We start from the raw sequence: 17,450 nt of genomic DNA, 5'->3' as shown, positions 1-17,450 counted from the left end.
GTTGCCTCTGGCTTACTGTTTTGCGCGCTCAGAACAGGGCGTCGTCCTGCGGGGTGGACGCGACAGCCGGCCTACGGGTGCGGGTGGCGCGCGGGGCGGGCGGCTCCTCCCCGAACAGGGCGTCGGTGCCGTTCGAGTGCGCCACGGCGTCCACGCGGCGGGTGACGGCACGGGCGTCCACCAGGGCGAGCGGCGCAGCCGGGTCGAAGTCGGCGCGGCGCATGGTGGACCAGTCGACGCCCTCGACGCCTGCGGCGCTCACAGGGCCTCCCCCGTCCCGGCGTCGGTGCGCCACTGGGCAGGGATCACGCACACGAAGCTCGGGCCCTGCCAGACCGCGCAGCAACGGCGGAACCCGTCGGCGTAAGGCACCGTGAAGTAGCCCATGTGCACGATCTCGTGCCATCCCCGGTAGTCGCTCACCCGCTCGTCGAAGGTGGAGCAGCGCGGGCAGCCGCACGGCCGGTCGGCGAGCGCCGCCGGGGTGGCGGTGAACGGGTACGGCAGAGCGTGCGGGACGGCCTCACCGACGGCCAGGAAGGGGTTCGGGAGAGCGCCGACGATCAGGTCCCCGGTCTGCACGTCGCGGGCGCGCACGAACCGCATGGCGGCTGCGTCGAACCCGTTGGGTAGGAAGTGCGCGTCAACGAACTGGTCCAAGGCCCGTACCGGCTTCGGGGCGGGCGGCCGGCTGTACTCGTCGGTGGGCACGGCGAGGATGTGACAGGCGCGGTCGAGCGTGAACATGAGCATCCGATCAGGGACGGGCCGGGGCGCGGGGTGCGCCCCGGCGGGCGGGGGAGCTGTCAGGCGGCGATGGTGAGGCGGGCGCGCGGGTTGGCGGCCTCCTCGCGCATCTCGCGGGCGGTGTCGCGCACCGTGGCCATGACCTCCTCGGCCTGGCCCGGGGTGAGCCTCTCGGCCCCCTCGCGCGGGCCCTCCTCGGCCTCGACGACGGCGAACACGGCGGCGAATATCTCGGCGGCCAGGAGGCGCGTTCCCTTCACGCGCTGGGCGACGGAGCCGGGCCGGGCGGCGTCGAACTCCTCGCGGGCCGCTGCGACCTTCTGGCCGTAGTACAGGGCGGAGCCCCACCCGTTCTTGACGTACTCCGTGCGCACGGTCGTCTCGGCGATGTGCAGCCCGTCGCGGATCGCGCGGTTGGCCTGCCCGCGCTCCATCAGGCCCTCGCGCACGTACTTGTTCACGACGTCGCGGGCGGCTCGCTCGGTGGTGCTCATCTTCCGGGCCATGGGGTGGGTCCTCTCGTGTGCTGTACGGGGGCCGGGGCGCGGTGCTGCGCCCCGGCGGGGACGGGCGGGTGTGTCAGGCGGTGCGGGCGGCCTGGGCGGCGGCCTTCGCGGCAAGGCGGGCGTCGGCCCACGCGTGGACGAGTGCGGTACTGGCCTTCCCAGCGGCTTCGCCCGGCGTCGCGCCGGACTCCAGCGCGGCCATGTAGCGGCGGGCGATCCCCTCGGCGGCCACGGGACGGGTGAACGTCTCGACAAGCTGCTCGAGGTCCAGATGCGGGAACTCGTCGTGCAGCGCGCGGGCGGTGACCCCGGCGATCCGGCCGACAGCGTCGGCGAGCTGCTCGACCTGGGCGGCAGTGAGGGGTGCGCTGGGCATGGCGTGTTGAGCCTTTCGGGACGAAGGGGCCGGGGCGCGGGGGCGCGCCCCGGCGGGGGCGGTGGGTAGGTCAGCGGCTGGTGTGGCTTGCGTCGCGCTGCGCGCCGCACACGCGGTTGCCCATGCGGTGGCAGTCCCACCCGGACTCGTCCTCTTCGATCCGACCGTCTCGGTTGTCGTCGCCGAGCGCGTCGGCCTGCCCGTCGATCCAGCCGTCAGCCCACGCGACGGTGCCCGGGTCGTTCGCGTCGCCGGTGACGTTCGGGTGCGTCGGCGTGGTCCCGTCGCCGAGGTCGCGCACACCTGCCACCCATCCGGCGTTGTACGCGGTCACCGCGTCCGCGCTGCGGTCCGTGTGGGGCCGGAAGTCGTCCGGGGTCGCGTCGGACGCCGTGATCGTGCCCAGGCCGCCCAGGATGAGCACGGCGGTACCGGCGGCGAGCAGGGATGCCGGGCGGGGGCGACGGGCCAGGATGCGGCCGAGACGCGGGAAGCGCTGCATGGGGTGTTCCTTCGTTCGCTGGTTCGGGCCCCGGTTGCTCTCCGGGACCGTGGGCGGTGCGCCCTGCGCCCGTTCCGGCAGACAGCCGGCCCAGGGGCGGGGCGCACCGCCCGCCGGGGGGGGGGTGGCGGCGGGCGGTGCGGGTCGGGGTTACACCAGGGCGACGCTCACCAGGACGGCCGCGAAGTACGTGTCGGGGGTGTGCGCGTCGCCGATGTCGATTCCCTGGAAGGCCCAGTCGGCGGCGATGTCCTTTGCGAGTTCCGCACGGCCCTTGAGCAGGGCGTCGCCGACGCTCACGGCCACGACGGAGAACCAGTCGAGACCGGAGTCACGCAGCGACACCCACGGGGCGTTGGAGCTGTCGCCGACACGGACGACGTCGGAGAGGACGTCGCGGATCTCGAAGCCGGCGGTCTCGCGGTCGGTGTAGACGACGGTGAACTTGCGGGGCGTCTTGTCCAGGGTCAGCAGCATGGTGTGTTCCTCGCTTCGTTGGTTGGCCCCGGTTGCTCTCCGGGGCGACGAGAAGAACAGTACACCAAGGGAAATCCAGCGCACCACCGCATCGACAAGAAACGCGAGGAAATGCAGGTGAGGAGCTGGAAAGTCGCGCGGCCCCCCTCTCTAGATTTCCCTTGGTTGACTATTCCTCGGGACGGCTGTACGTTCAGGGCACGCCACTAAGGCGGGGTCGGGGCGAGCATCCCCGGCCGAACCAACAAACCGAGGAGCACCCGATGGCTGCTGAGCCCCAGAAGACCGGCATCAAGAACGCGGACGAACCCATCACCCTCGCAACCGCGTACGGCCTGACCGTGACGGTCGAGAAGAAGGACCGCGAGAACCTCACCAGTTACGTGGTGCGCGTCGCGATCCCCGTTCCCGCCGCGTACGCCGATACCGAGCTGGGCCGCGCCATCGCGGGCGACACCCTCACGCTGCTCTGGACCAAGGCGAACCGGAAGGGTGCCCGGGGCCGCCTCGAAGACGCCACCGTGGGGAGCGCCACCGACTCACGCAAGGTGCGCACCCTGCGGGACGTCACCGCCGCAGTCGAGACCCTGGGCCACAGCTCGAACAAGTACGCCCGCGACGCTGCGCCCCTCCCGGAAGACGTCGTCGACGCCCCGCACGCCGTGTTCGTCGACGGCCGCCAGGTCCACGCAGGCATCCCGGCCGCGCACGTCCGCACCATCGTCGCCAACCGACGCTTCCGGGGCTGGCTCGTCCACCAGGACGCCGAGAAAGCCATCTGCTCCGACGATCGCCGCTACGTCCCCTTGCAGCCGGCCCCCGCCGACGAGACGCCCGCCCCGGCCGCCGACGAGCGCCAGCACGTCCGGATCGTCAACGACGGCCCCGCCGAGATCATCCCGACCCGCCAGGCCCTGGACGAGATCAACGCCGCGATGATGCAGCCGGAGGTGAAGCGCACCGTCAAGCGGATGTCCGCGAGCCAGTCGACCGCCCACATCGTCTACCGCGACGGCCGGACCGTGTACCTGCGCCCCGCTACCCCCGGCGACACCTTCCAGGCCCCGGAGCGCCCCACGGACGCCGAACTGACCGGCGATATCGACGCCGGACTCGCCGACTACTACGCCGAGACCTTCCCGGCCGTCGCCGACGGTTCCGCGCTCCCCGTTCGCGCCGACATGATCCGGCCCGGCATGGAGGTGATCGCGGCCCACCTGGACGAGGCCCGCACCGTCTCCGCCGTCACGGCGTTCGTCGGCCCCGGCGCGCCGTGGGTCCGCCCCACCTGGACGTTCCGCAGCCACGACGAGAGCACCACCGGCAGCACCTACCCGCCGGAGATGCACCTGATGGTTACCCGCGCCTCCCTGGACGCCGTATTCGGCCCCGCCCCCGCCGAGGACGCCGCCCCTGCCGCTCCGGTCGACGAGAAGACCCGTCGTTGGGCCGAGGGGTTCGCCGCGAAGTGGTGGGCCGAGCAGCACACCGGGGAGCCCACCGACGCCGCCCTGGCCGCCGTGTTCGCCCACACGGTGAAGCCGCCGAAGCGTGAGGCGTACCCGCTCATTCGCGAGGCCATCACCGCCCTCACGCCCCCGGCGGCCGCCGCACCCCTGTTCGCCGCTCTCGCCGCCCGCGAGGCCGCCGACGAGGCCGCCGACCTGACGCCGTCCAGCCTTCACCGGCTCATCAACCACATGGAGACCATGCCGCTCGCCGCGCCCCCCGCGCTGCACGAGAGGCTGCGCGCGGCCCGGGACACCGCCGAGGGCGCGTGGGAGTCCCTGCGGGTCGCTCACAGCCTGCCCGCCAAGAACGCCGCCCGCAGTGCCGCAAAGGACGCCATCGTGCGGGCACGCGCCGCCATCCTGGCCGTCCAGCCGCACGCCAGCCGGATGCACGGCACCGACATGCCGCACACCGCCGACAGCATCCGCGCCGCCGCGCTCGCCTACATGCACGTCGGGGCCACCCCTGACGAGACCGACGCCATCGAGAGCGGCACCCCCGAGGTACGCGTCGACTGCCGCCCCGACACGGGGACCGGGTGGATGGTCACCGCCCGCGTCACCGCCGGCATCCGGGACGTCGGCTGGTTCCTCCCCGCGCACCCGCCCATCGTCGTCAAGTTCCGCAGGGTCGACGGCCGCCAGAGCCCCGCTGACAACGCGCGCAAGGTGATCGGCTCCATGCTCCGCGTGGACGTGCCCGTCAAGTACAAGGACGACGCCCGCCGCTGACCCGCCCGGCGCCGCCCGGCCGGATCGGGTCGGGCGGCGCCCTCGAGGCCCCATACGCGCCCGCGCGCGTGTGGACGGTCCAGAAAGTCCAGAAAGCCGCGTCACCTGCCCTGTCTCCCTGGGGCGACGCAAGCCGCGTGAGCGCGGCCCACTGCCCGGCGAGAGCACGCCGGACCGAACCACGAAACGAGGAGCATCCCGTGACCCGTGATGAGTTGCGCGTCGTACTTCGAACCACCGTCGATCTCATGGCCCAGGACGTCCAGGCCCAGACAGGCGTACCGGTCTCCATGGTCGATTACCTGGTCGGGCAAGCCGTCGAGGTGGTGCGGGGCAGCGTCGACACCGTGTGGGTGCGCGTCCTCCGCGAAAGTGGCCGTGAGGCGGCCGCCGCCTGGTCTCGCGTCAACGAGGACCTTTACCACCGGGCATGCGCCGTGCTGATCCCGGAAGGGGCGCACAGTCGGCCACTCACGGCCAGTCGTGCGCGCGCCCTCGCAACGCCGCTCGCCGCCACGGAGTCCCCGGCCGTCTCCTGACGCCCCCAGGCCCGTTTCTCCCGCCCTGCCAGCAGCTCCCCGGCGCCGTGTGCGTTGGGGCGCTGCGAGGCGCTCCCAGAAAGGCTCAACGCTTCATGCTTCCCCCCTGGCTTCGGTCTCAGCTCGCCCCCGAGCCGTTCGCCTCGTTCGTGGCGTTCACGGACGAGGTGGCCCGCCTGTTGGATCTGCCGTCTGCTCCCCGGTCGGAGGTGTACCAGCGGACGTACCAGACGGCCCGTGTCTGGATGGTGTGGCGGTACAAGGACGGCGGAGCGTCCCTGTTCCTCGAGCGCCCTTACGGGGAGCTGCGCGATGGCATGTGGGTGCTCGTCCAGTGGCACCAGTCGCCAAACCCGGAGACGGTGGCCGCGATGATCCGGGCGTACGTGCGCCGAGGACGTCGTGAGCAGCGCCGCCCGTGCTGGCTCGTCCGCGTGCTGCGCGGTCGCTGAGCCGGCCCCCGTGTTCCCGGCCCGCATCCCGTGGGCCGGTCCCCCTGCGGCGGAGAGCAACCGCCGTAACCCGAAGGAGAGGAACAGCGCGTGAGCGCGTACGTAGAGATCCCCCGCCCGTACGAGTCGGCCCCCGGCCGGTTCACCGTCGACCTGGTGTTCCCCGCCCAGTCGAAACGCCGGGCGAAGCGGCACCACGACGTGGCGTGGACCCTGGCCGACGTCCACGGCGTCGAGGCGTCCACCCCGTTCGCCCTGAACCCCCGGTGGTCGTACTACAAGGAGATGTGCGGGACCGATGAGAAGTACGGCGGGCTCGACGACCGGCGCCTGACGGTCCAGGGCGGAGCTCGAGCGGTCGCCCGATACCTGGTCGCCCTCGAGCGGGTCCTCGACGAGGTGGAGGCACTGGCGACCCGGGCGGTCCGCGCGTTCGGTACGTGGAAGCGCTCCGTGGCCGCTGAGCCGTTCCTGGAGTACGAGGACGCGTCCACCATGCGCGTGCGGGCCCGGGAGTTCCGGGCGGACGTCCTGCGGGCCCTGGTGCAGGGTCTGAACGCCCGTACGCGGCCCGTGGGGGAGCGGGACAGCTCCCGGCCGCTGTGGGAGCAGTACGGGGCCGTTGCCGAGGAGGTGCGGGCCGCCGCGGGCGGTGTCGACCTCGAGCGGGCCGACGAGGAGGCCGTGCGCGTCCAGGAGGCGCGCATGGTTCCGGCGGCCGTCGCCGAGGCGGAACGTCTGGTTGCCGCCGAGGCGGCCCGGCTCGAGGCGCAGCGCCTGGAGGAGGAGCGGGTGGAGCTGTTCCGTGGGGCCGAGGAGAGGGTGACCCGGGCGCAGGACGAGGCGGACGCCGAGCGGTACGCGCGGGACGGGCAGGCGGCGCTGTTCCCTGTCGGGGACGCCCGGCCGCCGCTGGTGGTGCCCCCGCCCATGCCGGTGAAGCCGCGCCGTGCCCCCCGGCGTCGCGGTCGCCTCCGGCCGGAGACGCGGGCCGCGCTCAACGGGGCGGTCCGCGTCATCCCCAGGGAGGCCGTGGAACGTCTCTGGTTGGACCCGACGCACGAGGCTCCGGTGAGTGCCGACCGCCGGCGGTACGTGCCCGCAGCCTGACAGCTCCCTGCCGAGCGGCACCCCGAGACTCTCCCGAACAGTAAGCCGTGGGGAATTTCGGGGTGCCGATCAGTGGGATTTACTGGGCTACCACTTCCCCTGATTGCCCTGGGTGTACTATTCTTCGTGTTGGCGGGAGAGCAACCCGCCGAAACCACGAAGGAGGAACACCCCCATGACTCTTGCCCTGATGGCAGTGAAGCCCCTGGAGGAGCTCACCGAGCAGTACGGGCCGATGCGCACCGTGCTGCACTGCGAGGCGCCGACCGCCGTTCCGCGGCAGCAGCAGCCCACCTACACGTTCAACATCCTGGGCGGGCAGAAGCTGCGGGAGTCGCTCATCACGGACGCCAACGGTCACGCGGACCTGAACATCCGGTTCGTCGAGTACATCGACCCGGTATCCGGGTGGACCCGGTACGCCGTCGACTACTGGTCGATCAACAGCTACTGGGCCACCGACCACGTGCACCGTGCCGTGGCCGAGGCCGCGTACGAGGACGCCGTGCGGGCCGAGTTCGCCGAACCCACGCTGACGCTCTCCCCGGAGCGCCGCCTGGGCGGCCTGGCCCGCTTCTACGACGTCACGGACGTCGTCGACGCCGCCTGATCGGTCCCTGCCCCGCCGGGGCGCGACCGTACGCGCCGCGCCCCGGCACCCTCCCCCAGCTCGCCAACTCCACCGAGGAGAACTCCGTCATGACCAACACCGTCCCTGCCTCTGACAGCACTTCCGGTTACCTCCCCGCCAGCGCGGACGTCCCCCAGGTGAAGGCGGCGCTGCGCCTGCTCACCCATGACGGACAGCCGCTCGCAGTGTTCGCCCCTGGCGGAGTGTGTGTCAGCGGCGGCGCATACCTCGACCCGCGCCAAGCCACTGGCGAAGTCGTCTTGGCCTACTGCGGCGAGGACGGCAAGACCACGGACGAGCACGAGCGGCACGAACGGGAGCTGACCACCAGGGAGTACGCGGACCTGTTCCGCACCGCCGGGTGGAGCGTCAACGAGTACCGGGAGAACGACCAGGCCGGTACCGAGCGGCTCGCCCGCCTCATCCTCACGCCGCCCCCCGCGCAGTGGCCCGTGGACGCAGTCGCCGCGTACGTGCCGGACCCGTCCGAGGACTACCGGGACGTGGTCATCATCAAGTCGCTCCCCGAGGGCGCCACCGTGGAAGCCCTCAGCGCCCGACACCGCAAGATCATCCGGGTCCCCTTGGACAAGTTGCAGCCGCTCCCCGAGGTGGAGCCCTTGCGGGGCGAGCCGACCGACTGGTGGCGCGTCCTCGACAAGGAGGGCCAGTTCATCGTCAGGGTCCACGCCGAGACCTTCGACGGCGCGGTAGCGGCCGCCGCGCAGGTTCCGGCCGCCCAGCAGGCGCTGAAGCGTGACGGCGGGCTCTACTACCGGCGGCTCACGTCCTGGCAGTTGTCGGACACCGACCAGTAGCCGCCCCTTCGGTCCCGGGGCGCGGCTCCCACGCTGCGCCCCGGCCCCGTTGCCCCTCTTCGCCCGCTCCGCGCCCTCGAGGACCCCCGCCATGCAGACCGCGACCCTGTTCGACCTCCCCGACATCCAGACCCTCCAGGCAGCCCCCGCGGCCGCCGCGCCGGCGAAGCCGAAGCGGAAGGCGCGGACCGTGCACGCGTCGGTGCCGTTCGAGCCGCCGACGACCGTGCCGGACGAGCTGATCCGGGACGCCGACTGGATCGTCATATCGAGCTCGGGCGGGAAGGACTCGCAGGCGATGCTCTCGTACGTCGTCCGCCGCGCGAAGGCCCTGGGGATGCTGCACAAGGTCGTCGTCGTCCACGCGGACCTGGGCCGGGCGGAGTGGGACGGCACCCGCGAGCTCGCCGAGCTCCAGGCGCGCCTTGCCGGGGTCCGCCGGTTCGAGGTGGTCCAGGCGGCGAACGCCGACTTCCTCGAGCGCGTCGAGATCCGGTACGGCAAGCTCAAGGCGAAGGCGGAGAAGGAGGCCCGGGACGCGGGCGAGGACCCGTCCGCGGTGACAGTCCCGCCGGCCTGGCCGTCGAGTTCAGCGCGCTGGTGCACGTCGGACATGAAGCGGGGCCCGATCCGGACCCTCTACACGCGGCTCACCGACGAGCTCGCGCACCTGGGGCGCCCCGTGCGGATCCTGGCGTGCATCGGGCAGCGCGCGGCCGAGAGCGACCAGCGGGCGAAGCTCGCTGGGGTGGAGATCGACCGCGGGGCGAGCAACGGCAAGCGCCACGTCACCACTTGGCGGCCCATCCACGCGTGGAGCGACCGGAAGGTGTGGCGCGAGATCGCCCGTTCCCGCCTCCCGTACCACCCGGCGTACGACTGGGGAAACCGGCGCCTGAGCTGCGTTTTCTGTGTCCTCGGGTGCAACAACGACCTCGTGAACGGCGCGCGGCGCGTGCCGCAGCTTGCCGCGGCGTTCGCCCGGACCGAAGCCAAGGTCGGGGCCGACTTCAAGAAGGGCCTGTCGATGCGGGAGATCATCCGGCGCGCCCAGGCCCTGGAGGCGGCCGAGGGCCCCGCCGCACGGCCGCCGATCGGTACCGCGATGGCCGGACAAGTCGGACGGGCCGAGGCCACCAAGTACCGCGCCCGTCAGGTCGCGTTGTACGGCCTGGCGGCCTGATCTGCACAACCCCGCGCCGGGCCGATCCCGGCGCGGGCAGACTGACCAACTGCCCTACCAGTGATGGAGAGACGAGCATGTCCGAGAACACGCCGATGGAGCCGCGGGACCTCGACGACGAGCTGGAGTGGCTGCGGCACGACGCCGCCGCGCTGCGCGGCCCCCTCGAGCTGACCGGCACGACGTCGGACCAGGTGAAGGCCCTCGAGGCACGCGCCGCCGCGGGCGAGGAGTTCGCGGGGCGGTTCGCCCAGTTCGACGCCGCGGCGACGGCCGGCCGGGACGCACCCCGGGCATGGCGGCGCGGACAGGACGTGTCGCACGAGATGGTCCCGGCCTGGCTCGAGGAGTACCCGGGCACGGCCGAGGCGCTCGGGACGACGTGGGTGCAGTCGTTGGCCGCCGTGGGGCTGACGCCGCCACAGATGGCCGCCCTGGTGCGCCAGGTGCAGGGAGTCCGGGAGCTGCCCGAGATCGAGCCGGGAGACATCGTCGAAGGGATCGTGGCGGGCAACGGGCCCGCGCACACCGTGCGAGTCCAGGTGGACCGTGTCCCGTGGCCGAGCGGCCCGGACACGGCGGTGCTGTGCGACCGCACCGGGGCGACCGCGGTCCTGACGTCGTCGGTGCGCGTCGTCCTGGTCGACGAGGGCTGAGTGCACCGCACGGTGCCGGGGCGCCCCGCTGCGCCCCGGCGCCTGCCTGTCAGTGACTGGTGACAGGCTTCCCGGACCGATCGACGATGGAGAGACGACGATGCCCGAACAGCCCGACGACGTCGACGAGCAGCCGGAGGCGGTACGCGCCCTGGTGGGCCGGACCATCACGGTGACGGAGGCCCTGTCGGGGATCCCGAACGCCCGCCCGTACCAGCTCCGCGTGACCGCGGCCGAGATGGCGTCCGACCCGGCGTCCCACACGGTGCACGTGACGGGGGCCCGGCTCCGCATGGACGGCCGGCCCGCCATCCGCAAGCGCGGTCCCGTCGAGAAGACCACCGTGTGGCTGCTGGACGGCTGGACGGAGATCCTGGGCCTGCCCGCCCTGCCGCCGAGGGAGTGGGTACAGGCAGCCGCGGGCACGCGGGTGTACTCGGAGAGCCAGCGCGCCGGTATCGCGGCCCTGATCGTCGACCAGGGCGCGGCCTACCGGGTCACGGTCGGGGACGACGTCGAGGACCAGGCCGTGCCCGGGGACGAGGTGGCGCACCAGGTGGCCGAGGCGCTCGCCGAGGACGGGATGCGACTGGACCGGCACACGGGCGGGCGGACGCTGAGGCTGCGCTACGCGGACGGGCGGCCCCCGATGCTCCTGACCCCGGAGGGCTGAGCCGGCCCGCACCGCGGGGGTCGTCCTGGTGGGCGGCCCCCGCTTCTTTCTGCCGTTCCCTACCCCGGCGGATTTCCCTTGGTGTACTATTCCTGGTGTTGGTGGAGAGCAACCACCGACGAACCAACGAAGCGAGGAACACCATGTCCGCTGCCGTCCTCTTCGACGTCCCCGCCCCTGCGGCGAACGCTAAGCCCAAGGAAAAGCGTCCCGCTCCGGTGTACGCCGAGCGTCGGTGGTTCGCCGACGTCGACCGGGTGACGTACCTGGGCACGCACCAGCCCGCTTGGCTCGAGCGCGAAGAGTTCGCCAACGACTGTGTCCCGCTCTGCATCGCGCACCAGCGGCTCGACGGCCGCAAGACCATGCCGCGCGCCGTGACCCCGTGGATGCTCGACTTCGGCGGCTACAAGCACCTGGAGAAGTTCGGCGTCTGGACCCTGTCCCCGTACGAGTACGCCGCCGCCGCGCGCCGGTACTACGACGAGATCGGCCTGATGGACGTATGTGCGATTCAGGACTGGATGTGTGAGGACGAGATCCTCGCGAAGACCCGTCTCACGATCGACGACCACCAGATCAAGACGGTCGCGTCGTTCCTCAACCTCATGACCCTCGACGCCGAGCTCCCGTGGATGCCGATCATCCAGGGCCGCACGCTCGACGACTACCTGCGGTGCATCGACCTATACGACCAGGTCGGCGTCGACCTCACGCTCGAACCCGTCGTCGGCATCGGCTCCGTGTGCCGCCTGCAGAAGACCGACGAGGCCGCCCGGATCATCGAAACGATCTGGGGGATGGGGATCCGCCTGCACGGGTTCGGCTTCAAGAAGACCGGCCTGCGACGCGTCGCCCACCAGCTCTACAGCAGCGACTCCATGGCCTGGTCGTACAACGCCGTGAACCGGGCCCCGATGCCGGAGTGCGAGGGCACACACGTCCACTGCGGCAACTGCCCGAAGTACGCCATGGCCTGGCGTAACCAGCTCCTCAACTCCCTGCCGGACGACCCGCAGCTCCTGCTCGCCGCCTGATCCCGGCAGCCCCCGGGGCGCCCCTCGCGCGCGCCCCGGGCCCCGTTCTGACACAGCCCGCCGCGGCGCGACGTTCCCCCATGCGCCCGGCACTTCCGCAACCCACGTCCCTGAAAGGACACCGATGGACGCCGTCGACTTCACCCGACTGGACATCCCCGCACTGCGCCGGGCCGCGCGGTTCCTGCGCCGTATGGAGCCGGGCCTGCCGACCGCCGCGCACAAGAAGGTCCACGAGGGCGTGCTCGTCTCCGCCCTGTGGCTCGACGACCAGGCCGACAAGCTGGGCACGGCGCCCGTCCCCAAGACGCAGGAGACGCGCCGCCCGATCTTCAACCAGCTCGTCGCCCCGGCCGCCGGCGGCCCCGTCTTCCACGCCGAGGCGAAGGCGATGCTCGACGCCCACGAGGACGCGGTGCGCGGCGCCGCCGAGGAGGGCGTGCTCCGACTCAAGGGCGCGTTGCTCGCCCTGCACCCCCGCACCGGCAACCCCCGGCACGGGTGCTGCGCCGCGCCGAAGCTCTGCGGCGGCCACCGGCCCGAGTGCCGGAGCAGCGAACACCCCCTCGGTGGCGTGGCGTGGCCGTGCAAGACGCTCCGCTCCGTGGGGATCCACACCGAGGCCGACGCCGCCGCGGTGCGCAAGGCCCTGGCCCTCCTGGACCAGGAGACCGACCCCGACGGCTACCCGGGCCGCAAGAAGGTGTCCCGCGGCCGCGGCGTGCACGCCACCAAGGCGTGTGAGGACGGGATCGGCGACACCGCCGCGTGCGGCCTGTTCTTCGGGACGGACACCGAGAGCAGCCTCGAGGACCCGGACACCGCCGTCTCGTGCGGGGCGTGCATCAAGGCGCTCGTCCGGAAGCAGGACGCCGCGGCCGCCGACGAGGAGGCGCACCGCTGCACGCTGCCGCCGAACCGCTTCCTGCCGTGCGGCTGCTGCCCGCATCAGGTCTGCGAGGACTGCGGCGAATGCGCCCACAAGTGCGAGTGCGGCACCGGCGGCATCCCCGCCCCGTAGCCCGCCCCGGCCGGGCGCCCCGCGCGCCCTGCCCGCTCCCGACCCATCAGACCCCCGGCAGGAGACGTCAGATGATCCAGGACGACCCCCGCATGGCCGAGCTGTGGCCGACCGGCAAGTTCGGCCGCGCTGAGCTCGTACGGCGCGGACCTCTGCCGCCCCTGCCCGAACGCCCGCCGGAGCGCCGCCCGATACGCCCGTGGACGCCGGAGGAGCAGGCGCAGCACCGCGCCGACCTCCTCGCCGCCCTGGAGGGCTGGCAGGACAAGACCGAGGCCGCCGACCGCAGGCGCGAGTACAGCCGCGAGTACGGGCGCCAGCACGGCAAGCAGATCCGCAGCGCGCGACGTCTCCGGCTCGTCCCGCCCCCGGCCCAGGACCAACGTCCGGGCACCGCAGCCGCTTGACCAACACACGCCCAGAGAGGCACTGCCATGCGCTGGAACGTCACGCCCCGCCGCCGCAAGCCGAACTCCGGCCGCTGGAGGGCCGACCGCACCGAGTACGCCCGCCGCCGGCCATGGCCGCTCGAGCTCCCGAGCCTGTCGGTACGGCAGGAGGGCCCGCCGTGGGTAGCTCCAGCCTGATCCGCGGCCTCGCCGAGCGCCGGGCCCGGCTCGAGGAGCAGTGGTTCGACGGCGACTTCGAGATCCTCCGCGGCCGTCGGCAGCCCGTTGGCCACTGGTCGGACCTGCTGTTTCAGCCGACTTGGTGGCAGGACGCCGAGCGGAACATCTGGCGCCTGGACGAGCTCGATGGGATGCGGTGCAGCCGGATCTACGACTTCATCGCCCGGCTCGAGGAGGAGACCGGTACGCACCTGGCGTGGGAGGCGACCCACGGACCGGAGCCCAGCGGAGACGTGGCATGGGACGCGTACGACCGCGGACAGGCGCAGCTCCTAGACATGGTCGGCGAGCGCGGGTGGATCCACCGCACCGACCTGATGGCCGCCCTGCAGCGCCGCATGCGCGGGTGGCCCGCGGAAGAGGGGACGTGCTTCTGCGGCTACCCCGTTGCCGAGGACTGGGACCACTCGGCGTGCAGCGCCGGGATGGAGATCGCGTAACCGATCGGCCGGGCGCCTGACCGGCTATCTTGAGCACCACGGCGCGCGTTCACCTTCGCGGCCGCTCGTCCCCGCTCTGGCGGGGTTCTCGACGGGCCAGGGCCCGTTTCGCCCCGCGCGTGCGGGGATGCGCCGCGCCGCGGCGTCACCTGAACCTCCGCAGCCTGAAAGGCCCCTGCCATGAGTGCACCCACCGTCACCCGCGCCGACATCCAGCAGCTCCTGGCCAGCACCGGAGAGGACCCGGTCCTGTACCTCAAGGCCGGCCCCGACAACGAGGGCGGGCCGCTGGAGGTCGACGTGTGGGTGTCCGCGTACGTCTCCCACGCGAGGGTCCTCGTCCATCGGCACGAAGTCGTCGACGCGATCGGCGACGCCCCGGACGACGACGACGTGGACGAGTACCTGTCCGAGCTCGAGCAGACCGTGGAAGACGTCGCGGCCGCCCTGGCGTGACGTGAAGGCACCGCGCCTGTCAGTGCGGTGCGGAAGAGTGAGCGGGGCGGACCCGGTGATAGCGGCTCCGCCCCGCACCAGTATCTACAGAGACGAGGAACGGGATGGGTACGTCGGGCCGTGGCCTGATTCCCCAGGCCGGTGACGACGCCGATACGGTGCTCACCTTGGCCAAGAAACGCACCACGCGGTACCTCTCCGAGGTGCGCAAGCGGTACCCGGAGGGATTCGCCCAACTCAACCGCATGGTGCGGCAGAAGGGCGCCCCCGGAATGCCGGACTGGCCGGACTGGTGCTGGCTCCCGCTGGGCGCGTCGTACGCGGTGGTCTCCGGGGGAGGCCCCAACCGGCTCACCGCCACCGACTCCCGTACGGCAGACATGGGCCGACTCGGGGCACTGGCGGCATGGCGCCTGACCAAGGGCGTGTACTGGCTCGAGCCGGACGCCCAGGACGTCCACGTCACTCGGGCGTGGCAGGCCCCGAACGTGCCCGTCGACCCGACGCTGGGCGCCGAACGGTTCGTCGACAACCTGCCGCAGCACTGCGTGTACGTTGCCCTGCCCCAGGCGGACCGGCCGATGAAGGCGGGCCCGCTGCGGTGGCCGTTGGGGGTGTTCATCCACCTGGAGCACGACGCGAACAACGGGCGGCCGGAGCTGCGGATCGTGGTGGACACGGACGGCACCTGGGAAGGCCTCGAGCCGCACCCCGTACTGCTCGACCGCCCGACGCTTCTCGCGTCCAGCCGCGAACTGGCGCACGGGGCCATGGGCACCCTGCTGCAGAGCTTCCCGGGCCTGGGTGACGTCGGCGACTCCGAGGAGCTGCTCGCCGAGTTCGGGAAGACCGTCCCGTTCCAGGTGTGGCCCGTCGTCGAGGCGGTCGCCGACCCGGACGTCGTGATCAGCCGATGGGACATGCCCGGCGAGCGGCCGGAGCGCGCCCAGCCGGTGAAGGGCAGCGACGGGCCGCGCTGGGAACCGGCGGCTGAGCCGACCCGGTGGCGGGTGAGCCTGGCAGCTCCGCGGGCCGGACTGCGAGCTGTGTGACCGGCTCACGGCGGCCGCAGTAACTGCCGTATCCTGCCCTGGAAGTTCACGCACGGAGGCCCGGTCACCACCTATGACCGGGCCTCCGTGCGTTCGGGCGAGGTGCGCCTACTCGAGGGCCTTCCGGCCGGCCTTCTTGGCTTCCTGCTCCGCCTTCTTCATCCGGTCAAGGACGACGTCGAAGACCGTGGTGTCCTCCGGGTCGGCGAACGCCTCCATGAGGCGAAGCTGGACCTCCGAGCGAGGGATCCGGGGTCGGTTGAGGGCGTCGGCGATCTTGATGGCCGTCTTGTCGACGGCCCGGGTCACCGCGGGCGGGATTGCGGGGGAGGCTGCTGGCTGCAGCTCCTCGACGAGCACACCCTTGATGGTCTTCGCCAGGACGTCGACGTCCTCGTCCTGGTCGAGCTCGAGGTCGCCCGGCAGCATCTTGACGGTCTTGCGGAGCTGATCGGCCGTGACCTTGTCCGTCCCAACGGTGTCGGCGACCAGGACGTACACGGCGATGGCGGCGTTCAGGTTGAAGGCGTTCCTGACCGGCACGATCTCGCGGACCTGGCCCGGGTTGGAGTTGTAGCCGCGGGCCGCGAGGACCTCCCCGATCTCCCAGCCGGCGCGCAGCTTGCTGCACTGGCCGACCGAGATGCCTTTCTCAAGGAACACCCACTCCTCGATCGTCGCGTAGCAGCGCTCCGGCTCGAGCTTGTGCGGGGTGTTCCGAAAGAGACGGCCGACGGCGATGGTGTCGAGGGACTTGCCCTGGATGAACCAAGCCGCGTTGCCCAGGTCGACGCCCTCGTTGCACTCCTGGAACCGCCGCTCCTCCTCGGGGGTGAGCTCGCCCTCCCCGGCGGGCTCGACCGGATCCGGAATCTTGTGCAGACCAGGCCGTGCCTCCTCGACGGCGGCCGCGATGGCGGCCTGTCGTTCGTCTTCGGCAACGCGGTTGTTCTTGGCCAGCTTGTCGCCGCCGCGGCGCTTGGTGGTGGTCTCCCAGCTCGTCGCTTCTTCCCAGTTCTTGCTCACGCGGCCTCCACCAGTCCGCCCTTGACGGCGATGTCACGGAAGTACCCGGCCGTGTCGGACTTCGGCCGGTACATCTGCACGGGCTTGCCCTCGACTTCCGCCTCGCCCAGGTCGGCACCACGGAACGGGATCTCCACCAGGGGCGCCAGGTCGGGGTGCTGGCGAAGCTGCTTGAGGATCAGCTTGTTGAAGTCACCGCGTCCGTAGAGAGCGAGGCTGATCACCATGCCGATTTCAAGGAAGTCGGTACGCCCGAGTTCTTCCATGATGGATTCGTGCTGGTCGAGCTGAGACCCGATGGCCTTCATGGCCCACTTGTGGGTGTTGGCCATCATGAGGGCGCCGTGCGCGGCCGCGGTCATCGAGTTGGTGTCCGTGTCGATGGCCGGGCGGGTGTCGAGCAGGACGTAGTCGTACTCCCCCTCGAACTTGGCGAGCATCTTCTTGTGGGCGTGCAGCGCGTTGCCGCGCTCGCGAAGGCGGGCGGGGAGGAACACCATGTCCGGGCTGGCCGGAAGGACGTGGATGTTCTCGAACGGCTTGGCCACCAGGGGGTGCGGGTCTGCGCCCTTGAGCAGGCAGTCGACCTGAGTGTCGCCCTCGTCCTCGTCGAGTCCCTCGAGCCTGAACCCGTCGGTGAGGTTCCCCGAGGGGTCGCCGTCGACGATCAAGACGCGCTTCCCGAAGGAGGCGAGCGCGCCGGCGAGGTTCATGGTGGTGGTCGTCTTGCCGACGCCGCCCTTCTGGTTGCACATCGCGATGATTCGCATCTCATCGGCGGGGCCTGTAAAGGGCCCGTACCGGAGCCTCTCGATGTCGCCTGTTGGTGTCGTCATGGGAGGGACGATAGTCAGACCGTCGCCACGTTTCGGGCAG

23 protein-coding genes are annotated in these 17,450 nt (G+C 71.8%); 15 read left to right on the top strand and 8 right to left on the bottom strand.

Annotated features, from left to right (window positions below):
• Window positions 1-28: 28 nt before the first annotated feature.
• From ACFWBB_RS31025 to ACFWBB_RS31000, 6 genes are all read right to left on the bottom strand, one after another.
• Entirely contained in the window at window positions 29-262 is a 234-nt protein-coding gene (locus ACFWBB_RS31025) for a hypothetical protein (RefSeq protein WP_385278921.1), read from the bottom strand.
• Entirely contained in the window at window positions 259-753 is a 495-nt protein-coding gene (locus ACFWBB_RS31020; RefSeq protein ID WP_385278919.1) for a hypothetical protein, read from the bottom strand. Before ACFWBB_RS31020 ends, ACFWBB_RS31025 begins: the two co-directional genes overlap by 4 nt.
• Window positions 754-806: 53 nt before the next feature.
• Window positions 807-1,253: a hypothetical protein gene (locus ACFWBB_RS31015; protein WP_385278917.1), complete on the bottom strand. Its 447-nt coding sequence runs from the start codon at window positions 1,251-1,253 to the stop codon at window positions 807-809.
• Window positions 1,254-1,326: 73 nt separating this feature from the next.
• Window positions 1,327-1,629: a hypothetical protein gene (locus ACFWBB_RS31010; RefSeq protein ID WP_385278915.1), complete on the bottom strand. Its 303-nt coding sequence runs from the start codon at window positions 1,627-1,629 to the stop codon at window positions 1,327-1,329.
• 70 nt (window positions 1,630-1,699) lie between these two features.
• Entirely contained in the window at window positions 1,700-2,131 is a 432-nt protein-coding gene (locus ACFWBB_RS31005) for a hypothetical protein (RefSeq protein ID WP_385278913.1), read from the bottom strand.
• A 150-nt stretch (window positions 2,132-2,281) separates the two neighbouring features.
• Window positions 2,282-2,608, bottom strand: coding sequence for a hypothetical protein (locus ACFWBB_RS31000; protein WP_385278911.1), 327 nt, complete (start codon window positions 2,606-2,608; stop codon window positions 2,282-2,284).
• A gap of 263 nt (window positions 2,609-2,871) precedes the next feature.
• Here ACFWBB_RS31000 and ACFWBB_RS30995 point away from each other — a divergent pair, with 263 nt between their 5' ends.
• The 15 genes from ACFWBB_RS30995 to ACFWBB_RS30925 all read left to right on the top strand — a co-directional run bounded on the left by ACFWBB_RS30995 (window position 2,872) and on the right by ACFWBB_RS30925 (window position 15,548).
• Window positions 2,872-4,851, top strand: coding sequence for a hypothetical protein (locus ACFWBB_RS30995; RefSeq protein ID WP_385278909.1), 1,980 nt, complete (start codon window positions 2,872-2,874; stop codon window positions 4,849-4,851).
• Between the two features lie 200 nt (window positions 4,852-5,051).
• Entirely contained in the window at window positions 5,052-5,390 is a 339-nt protein-coding gene (locus ACFWBB_RS30990) for a hypothetical protein (RefSeq protein ID WP_385278907.1), read from the top strand.
• A 95-nt stretch (window positions 5,391-5,485) separates the two neighbouring features.
• Window positions 5,486-5,842 (top strand): hypothetical protein, encoded by a 357-nt coding sequence (locus ACFWBB_RS30985; protein ID WP_385278905.1) that lies wholly within the window; start codon window positions 5,486-5,488, stop codon window positions 5,840-5,842.
• A gap of 90 nt (window positions 5,843-5,932) precedes the next feature.
• A complete protein-coding gene (locus ACFWBB_RS30980) occupies window positions 5,933-6,952 on the top strand; it encodes a hypothetical protein (RefSeq protein WP_385278903.1) in 1,020 nt (339 codons plus the stop codon).
• Between the two features lie 175 nt (window positions 6,953-7,127).
• Window positions 7,128-7,562: a hypothetical protein gene (locus tag ACFWBB_RS30975; RefSeq protein ID WP_385278901.1), complete on the top strand. Its 435-nt coding sequence runs from the start codon at window positions 7,128-7,130 to the stop codon at window positions 7,560-7,562.
• An 89-nt stretch (window positions 7,563-7,651) separates the two neighbouring features.
• Window positions 7,652-8,401, top strand: coding sequence for a hypothetical protein (locus ACFWBB_RS30970; protein ID WP_385278899.1), 750 nt, complete (start codon window positions 7,652-7,654; stop codon window positions 8,399-8,401).
• A gap of 91 nt (window positions 8,402-8,492) precedes the next feature.
• On the top strand, window positions 8,493-9,584 hold the full coding sequence (locus ACFWBB_RS30965; protein WP_385278897.1) for a phosphoadenosine phosphosulfate reductase family protein: 1,092 nt from the start codon (window positions 8,493-8,495) through the stop codon (window positions 9,582-9,584).
• Between the two features lie 77 nt (window positions 9,585-9,661).
• On the top strand, window positions 9,662-10,240 hold the full coding sequence (locus ACFWBB_RS30960) for a hypothetical protein (protein ID WP_385278895.1): 579 nt from the start codon (window positions 9,662-9,664) through the stop codon (window positions 10,238-10,240).
• Between the two features lie 100 nt (window positions 10,241-10,340).
• Window positions 10,341-10,913, top strand: a complete 573-nt coding sequence (locus ACFWBB_RS30955) for a hypothetical protein (protein ID WP_385278893.1) — start codon at window positions 10,341-10,343, stop codon at window positions 10,911-10,913.
• A 143-nt stretch (window positions 10,914-11,056) separates the two neighbouring features.
• Window positions 11,057-11,950 (top strand): hypothetical protein, encoded by an 894-nt coding sequence (locus ACFWBB_RS30950; protein WP_385278891.1) that lies wholly within the window; start codon window positions 11,057-11,059, stop codon window positions 11,948-11,950.
• A gap of 124 nt (window positions 11,951-12,074) precedes the next feature.
• Window positions 12,075-12,971, top strand: coding sequence for a hypothetical protein (locus ACFWBB_RS30945; RefSeq protein WP_385278889.1), 897 nt, complete (start codon window positions 12,075-12,077; stop codon window positions 12,969-12,971).
• Window positions 12,972-13,042: 71 nt separating this feature from the next.
• A complete protein-coding gene (locus ACFWBB_RS30940) occupies window positions 13,043-13,378 on the top strand; it encodes a hypothetical protein (RefSeq protein ID WP_385278887.1) in 336 nt (111 codons plus the stop codon).
• 161 nt (window positions 13,379-13,539) lie between these two features.
• On the top strand, window positions 13,540-14,040 hold the full coding sequence (locus tag ACFWBB_RS30935) for a hypothetical protein (RefSeq protein ID WP_385278885.1): 501 nt from the start codon (window positions 13,540-13,542) through the stop codon (window positions 14,038-14,040).
• Between the two features lie 180 nt (window positions 14,041-14,220).
• Window positions 14,221-14,496 (top strand): hypothetical protein, encoded by a 276-nt coding sequence (locus tag ACFWBB_RS30930; protein WP_385278883.1) that lies wholly within the window; start codon window positions 14,221-14,223, stop codon window positions 14,494-14,496.
• A 167-nt stretch (window positions 14,497-14,663) separates the two neighbouring features.
• Window positions 14,664-15,548, top strand: a complete 885-nt coding sequence (locus tag ACFWBB_RS30925; RefSeq protein WP_385278881.1) for a hypothetical protein — start codon at window positions 14,664-14,666, stop codon at window positions 15,546-15,548.
• 108 nt (window positions 15,549-15,656) lie between these two features.
• Here the strand turns inward: ACFWBB_RS30925 and ACFWBB_RS30920 are convergent, their stop codons facing one another.
• Window positions 15,657-16,574 (bottom strand): hypothetical protein, encoded by a 918-nt coding sequence (locus ACFWBB_RS30920; protein ID WP_385278879.1) that lies wholly within the window; start codon window positions 16,572-16,574, stop codon window positions 15,657-15,659.
• Window positions 16,571-17,410: a ParA family protein gene (locus tag ACFWBB_RS30915; RefSeq protein WP_385278877.1), complete on the bottom strand. Its 840-nt coding sequence runs from the start codon at window positions 17,408-17,410 to the stop codon at window positions 16,571-16,573. The genes ACFWBB_RS30920 and ACFWBB_RS30915 overlap by 4 nt, the downstream gene beginning before the upstream one ends.
• Between the last annotated feature and the right edge of the window lie 40 nt (window positions 17,411-17,450).

This window comes from Streptomyces sp. NPDC060000 (genome assembly GCF_042737375.1).
In the GTDB taxonomy this organism is placed as follows: domain Bacteria; phylum Actinomycetota; class Actinomycetes; order Streptomycetales; family Streptomycetaceae; genus Streptomyces.
Note: the sequence above shows the minus strand (reverse complement) of the source record. Positions and strands in the feature narration are given on the sequence as shown.

Coding starts and splice junctions, on each gene's coding strand:
- ACFWBB_RS30955 (WP_385278893.1), top strand. CDS start 10,341: ATGCCCGAACAGCCCGACGACGTCGACGAGCAGCCGGAGGCGGTACGC.
- ACFWBB_RS31005 (WP_385278913.1), bottom strand. CDS start 2,131: ATGCAGCGCTTCCCGCGTCTCGGCCGCATCCTGGCCCGTCGCCCCCGC.
- ACFWBB_RS30950 (WP_385278891.1), top strand. CDS start 11,057: ATGTCCGCTGCCGTCCTCTTCGACGTCCCCGCCCCTGCGGCGAACGCT.
- ACFWBB_RS30995 (WP_385278909.1), top strand. CDS start 2,872: ATGGCTGCTGAGCCCCAGAAGACCGGCATCAAGAACGCGGACGAACCC.
- ACFWBB_RS30915 (WP_385278877.1), bottom strand. CDS start 17,410: ATGACGACACCAACAGGCGACATCGAGAGGCTCCGGTACGGGCCCTTT.
- ACFWBB_RS31020 (WP_385278919.1), bottom strand. CDS start 753: ATGCTCATGTTCACGCTCGACCGCGCCTGTCACATCCTCGCCGTGCCC.
- ACFWBB_RS31015 (WP_385278917.1), bottom strand. CDS start 1,253: ATGGCCCGGAAGATGAGCACCACCGAGCGAGCCGCCCGCGACGTCGTG.
- ACFWBB_RS30960 (WP_385278895.1), top strand. CDS start 9,662: ATGTCCGAGAACACGCCGATGGAGCCGCGGGACCTCGACGACGAGCTG.
- ACFWBB_RS30930 (WP_385278883.1), top strand. CDS start 14,221: ATGAGTGCACCCACCGTCACCCGCGCCGACATCCAGCAGCTCCTGGCC.
- ACFWBB_RS31010 (WP_385278915.1), bottom strand. CDS start 1,629: ATGCCCAGCGCACCCCTCACTGCCGCCCAGGTCGAGCAGCTCGCCGAC.
- ACFWBB_RS30945 (WP_385278889.1), top strand. CDS start 12,075: ATGGACGCCGTCGACTTCACCCGACTGGACATCCCCGCACTGCGCCGG.
- ACFWBB_RS30985 (WP_385278905.1), top strand. CDS start 5,486: ATGCTTCCCCCCTGGCTTCGGTCTCAGCTCGCCCCCGAGCCGTTCGCC.
- ACFWBB_RS31000 (WP_385278911.1), bottom strand. CDS start 2,608: ATGCTGCTGACCCTGGACAAGACGCCCCGCAAGTTCACCGTCGTCTAC.
- ACFWBB_RS30970 (WP_385278899.1), top strand. CDS start 7,652: ATGACCAACACCGTCCCTGCCTCTGACAGCACTTCCGGTTACCTCCCC.
- ACFWBB_RS30965 (WP_385278897.1), top strand. CDS start 8,493: ATGCAGACCGCGACCCTGTTCGACCTCCCCGACATCCAGACCCTCCAG.
- ACFWBB_RS30940 (WP_385278887.1), top strand. CDS start 13,043: ATGATCCAGGACGACCCCCGCATGGCCGAGCTGTGGCCGACCGGCAAG.
- ACFWBB_RS30975 (WP_385278901.1), top strand. CDS start 7,128: ATGACTCTTGCCCTGATGGCAGTGAAGCCCCTGGAGGAGCTCACCGAG.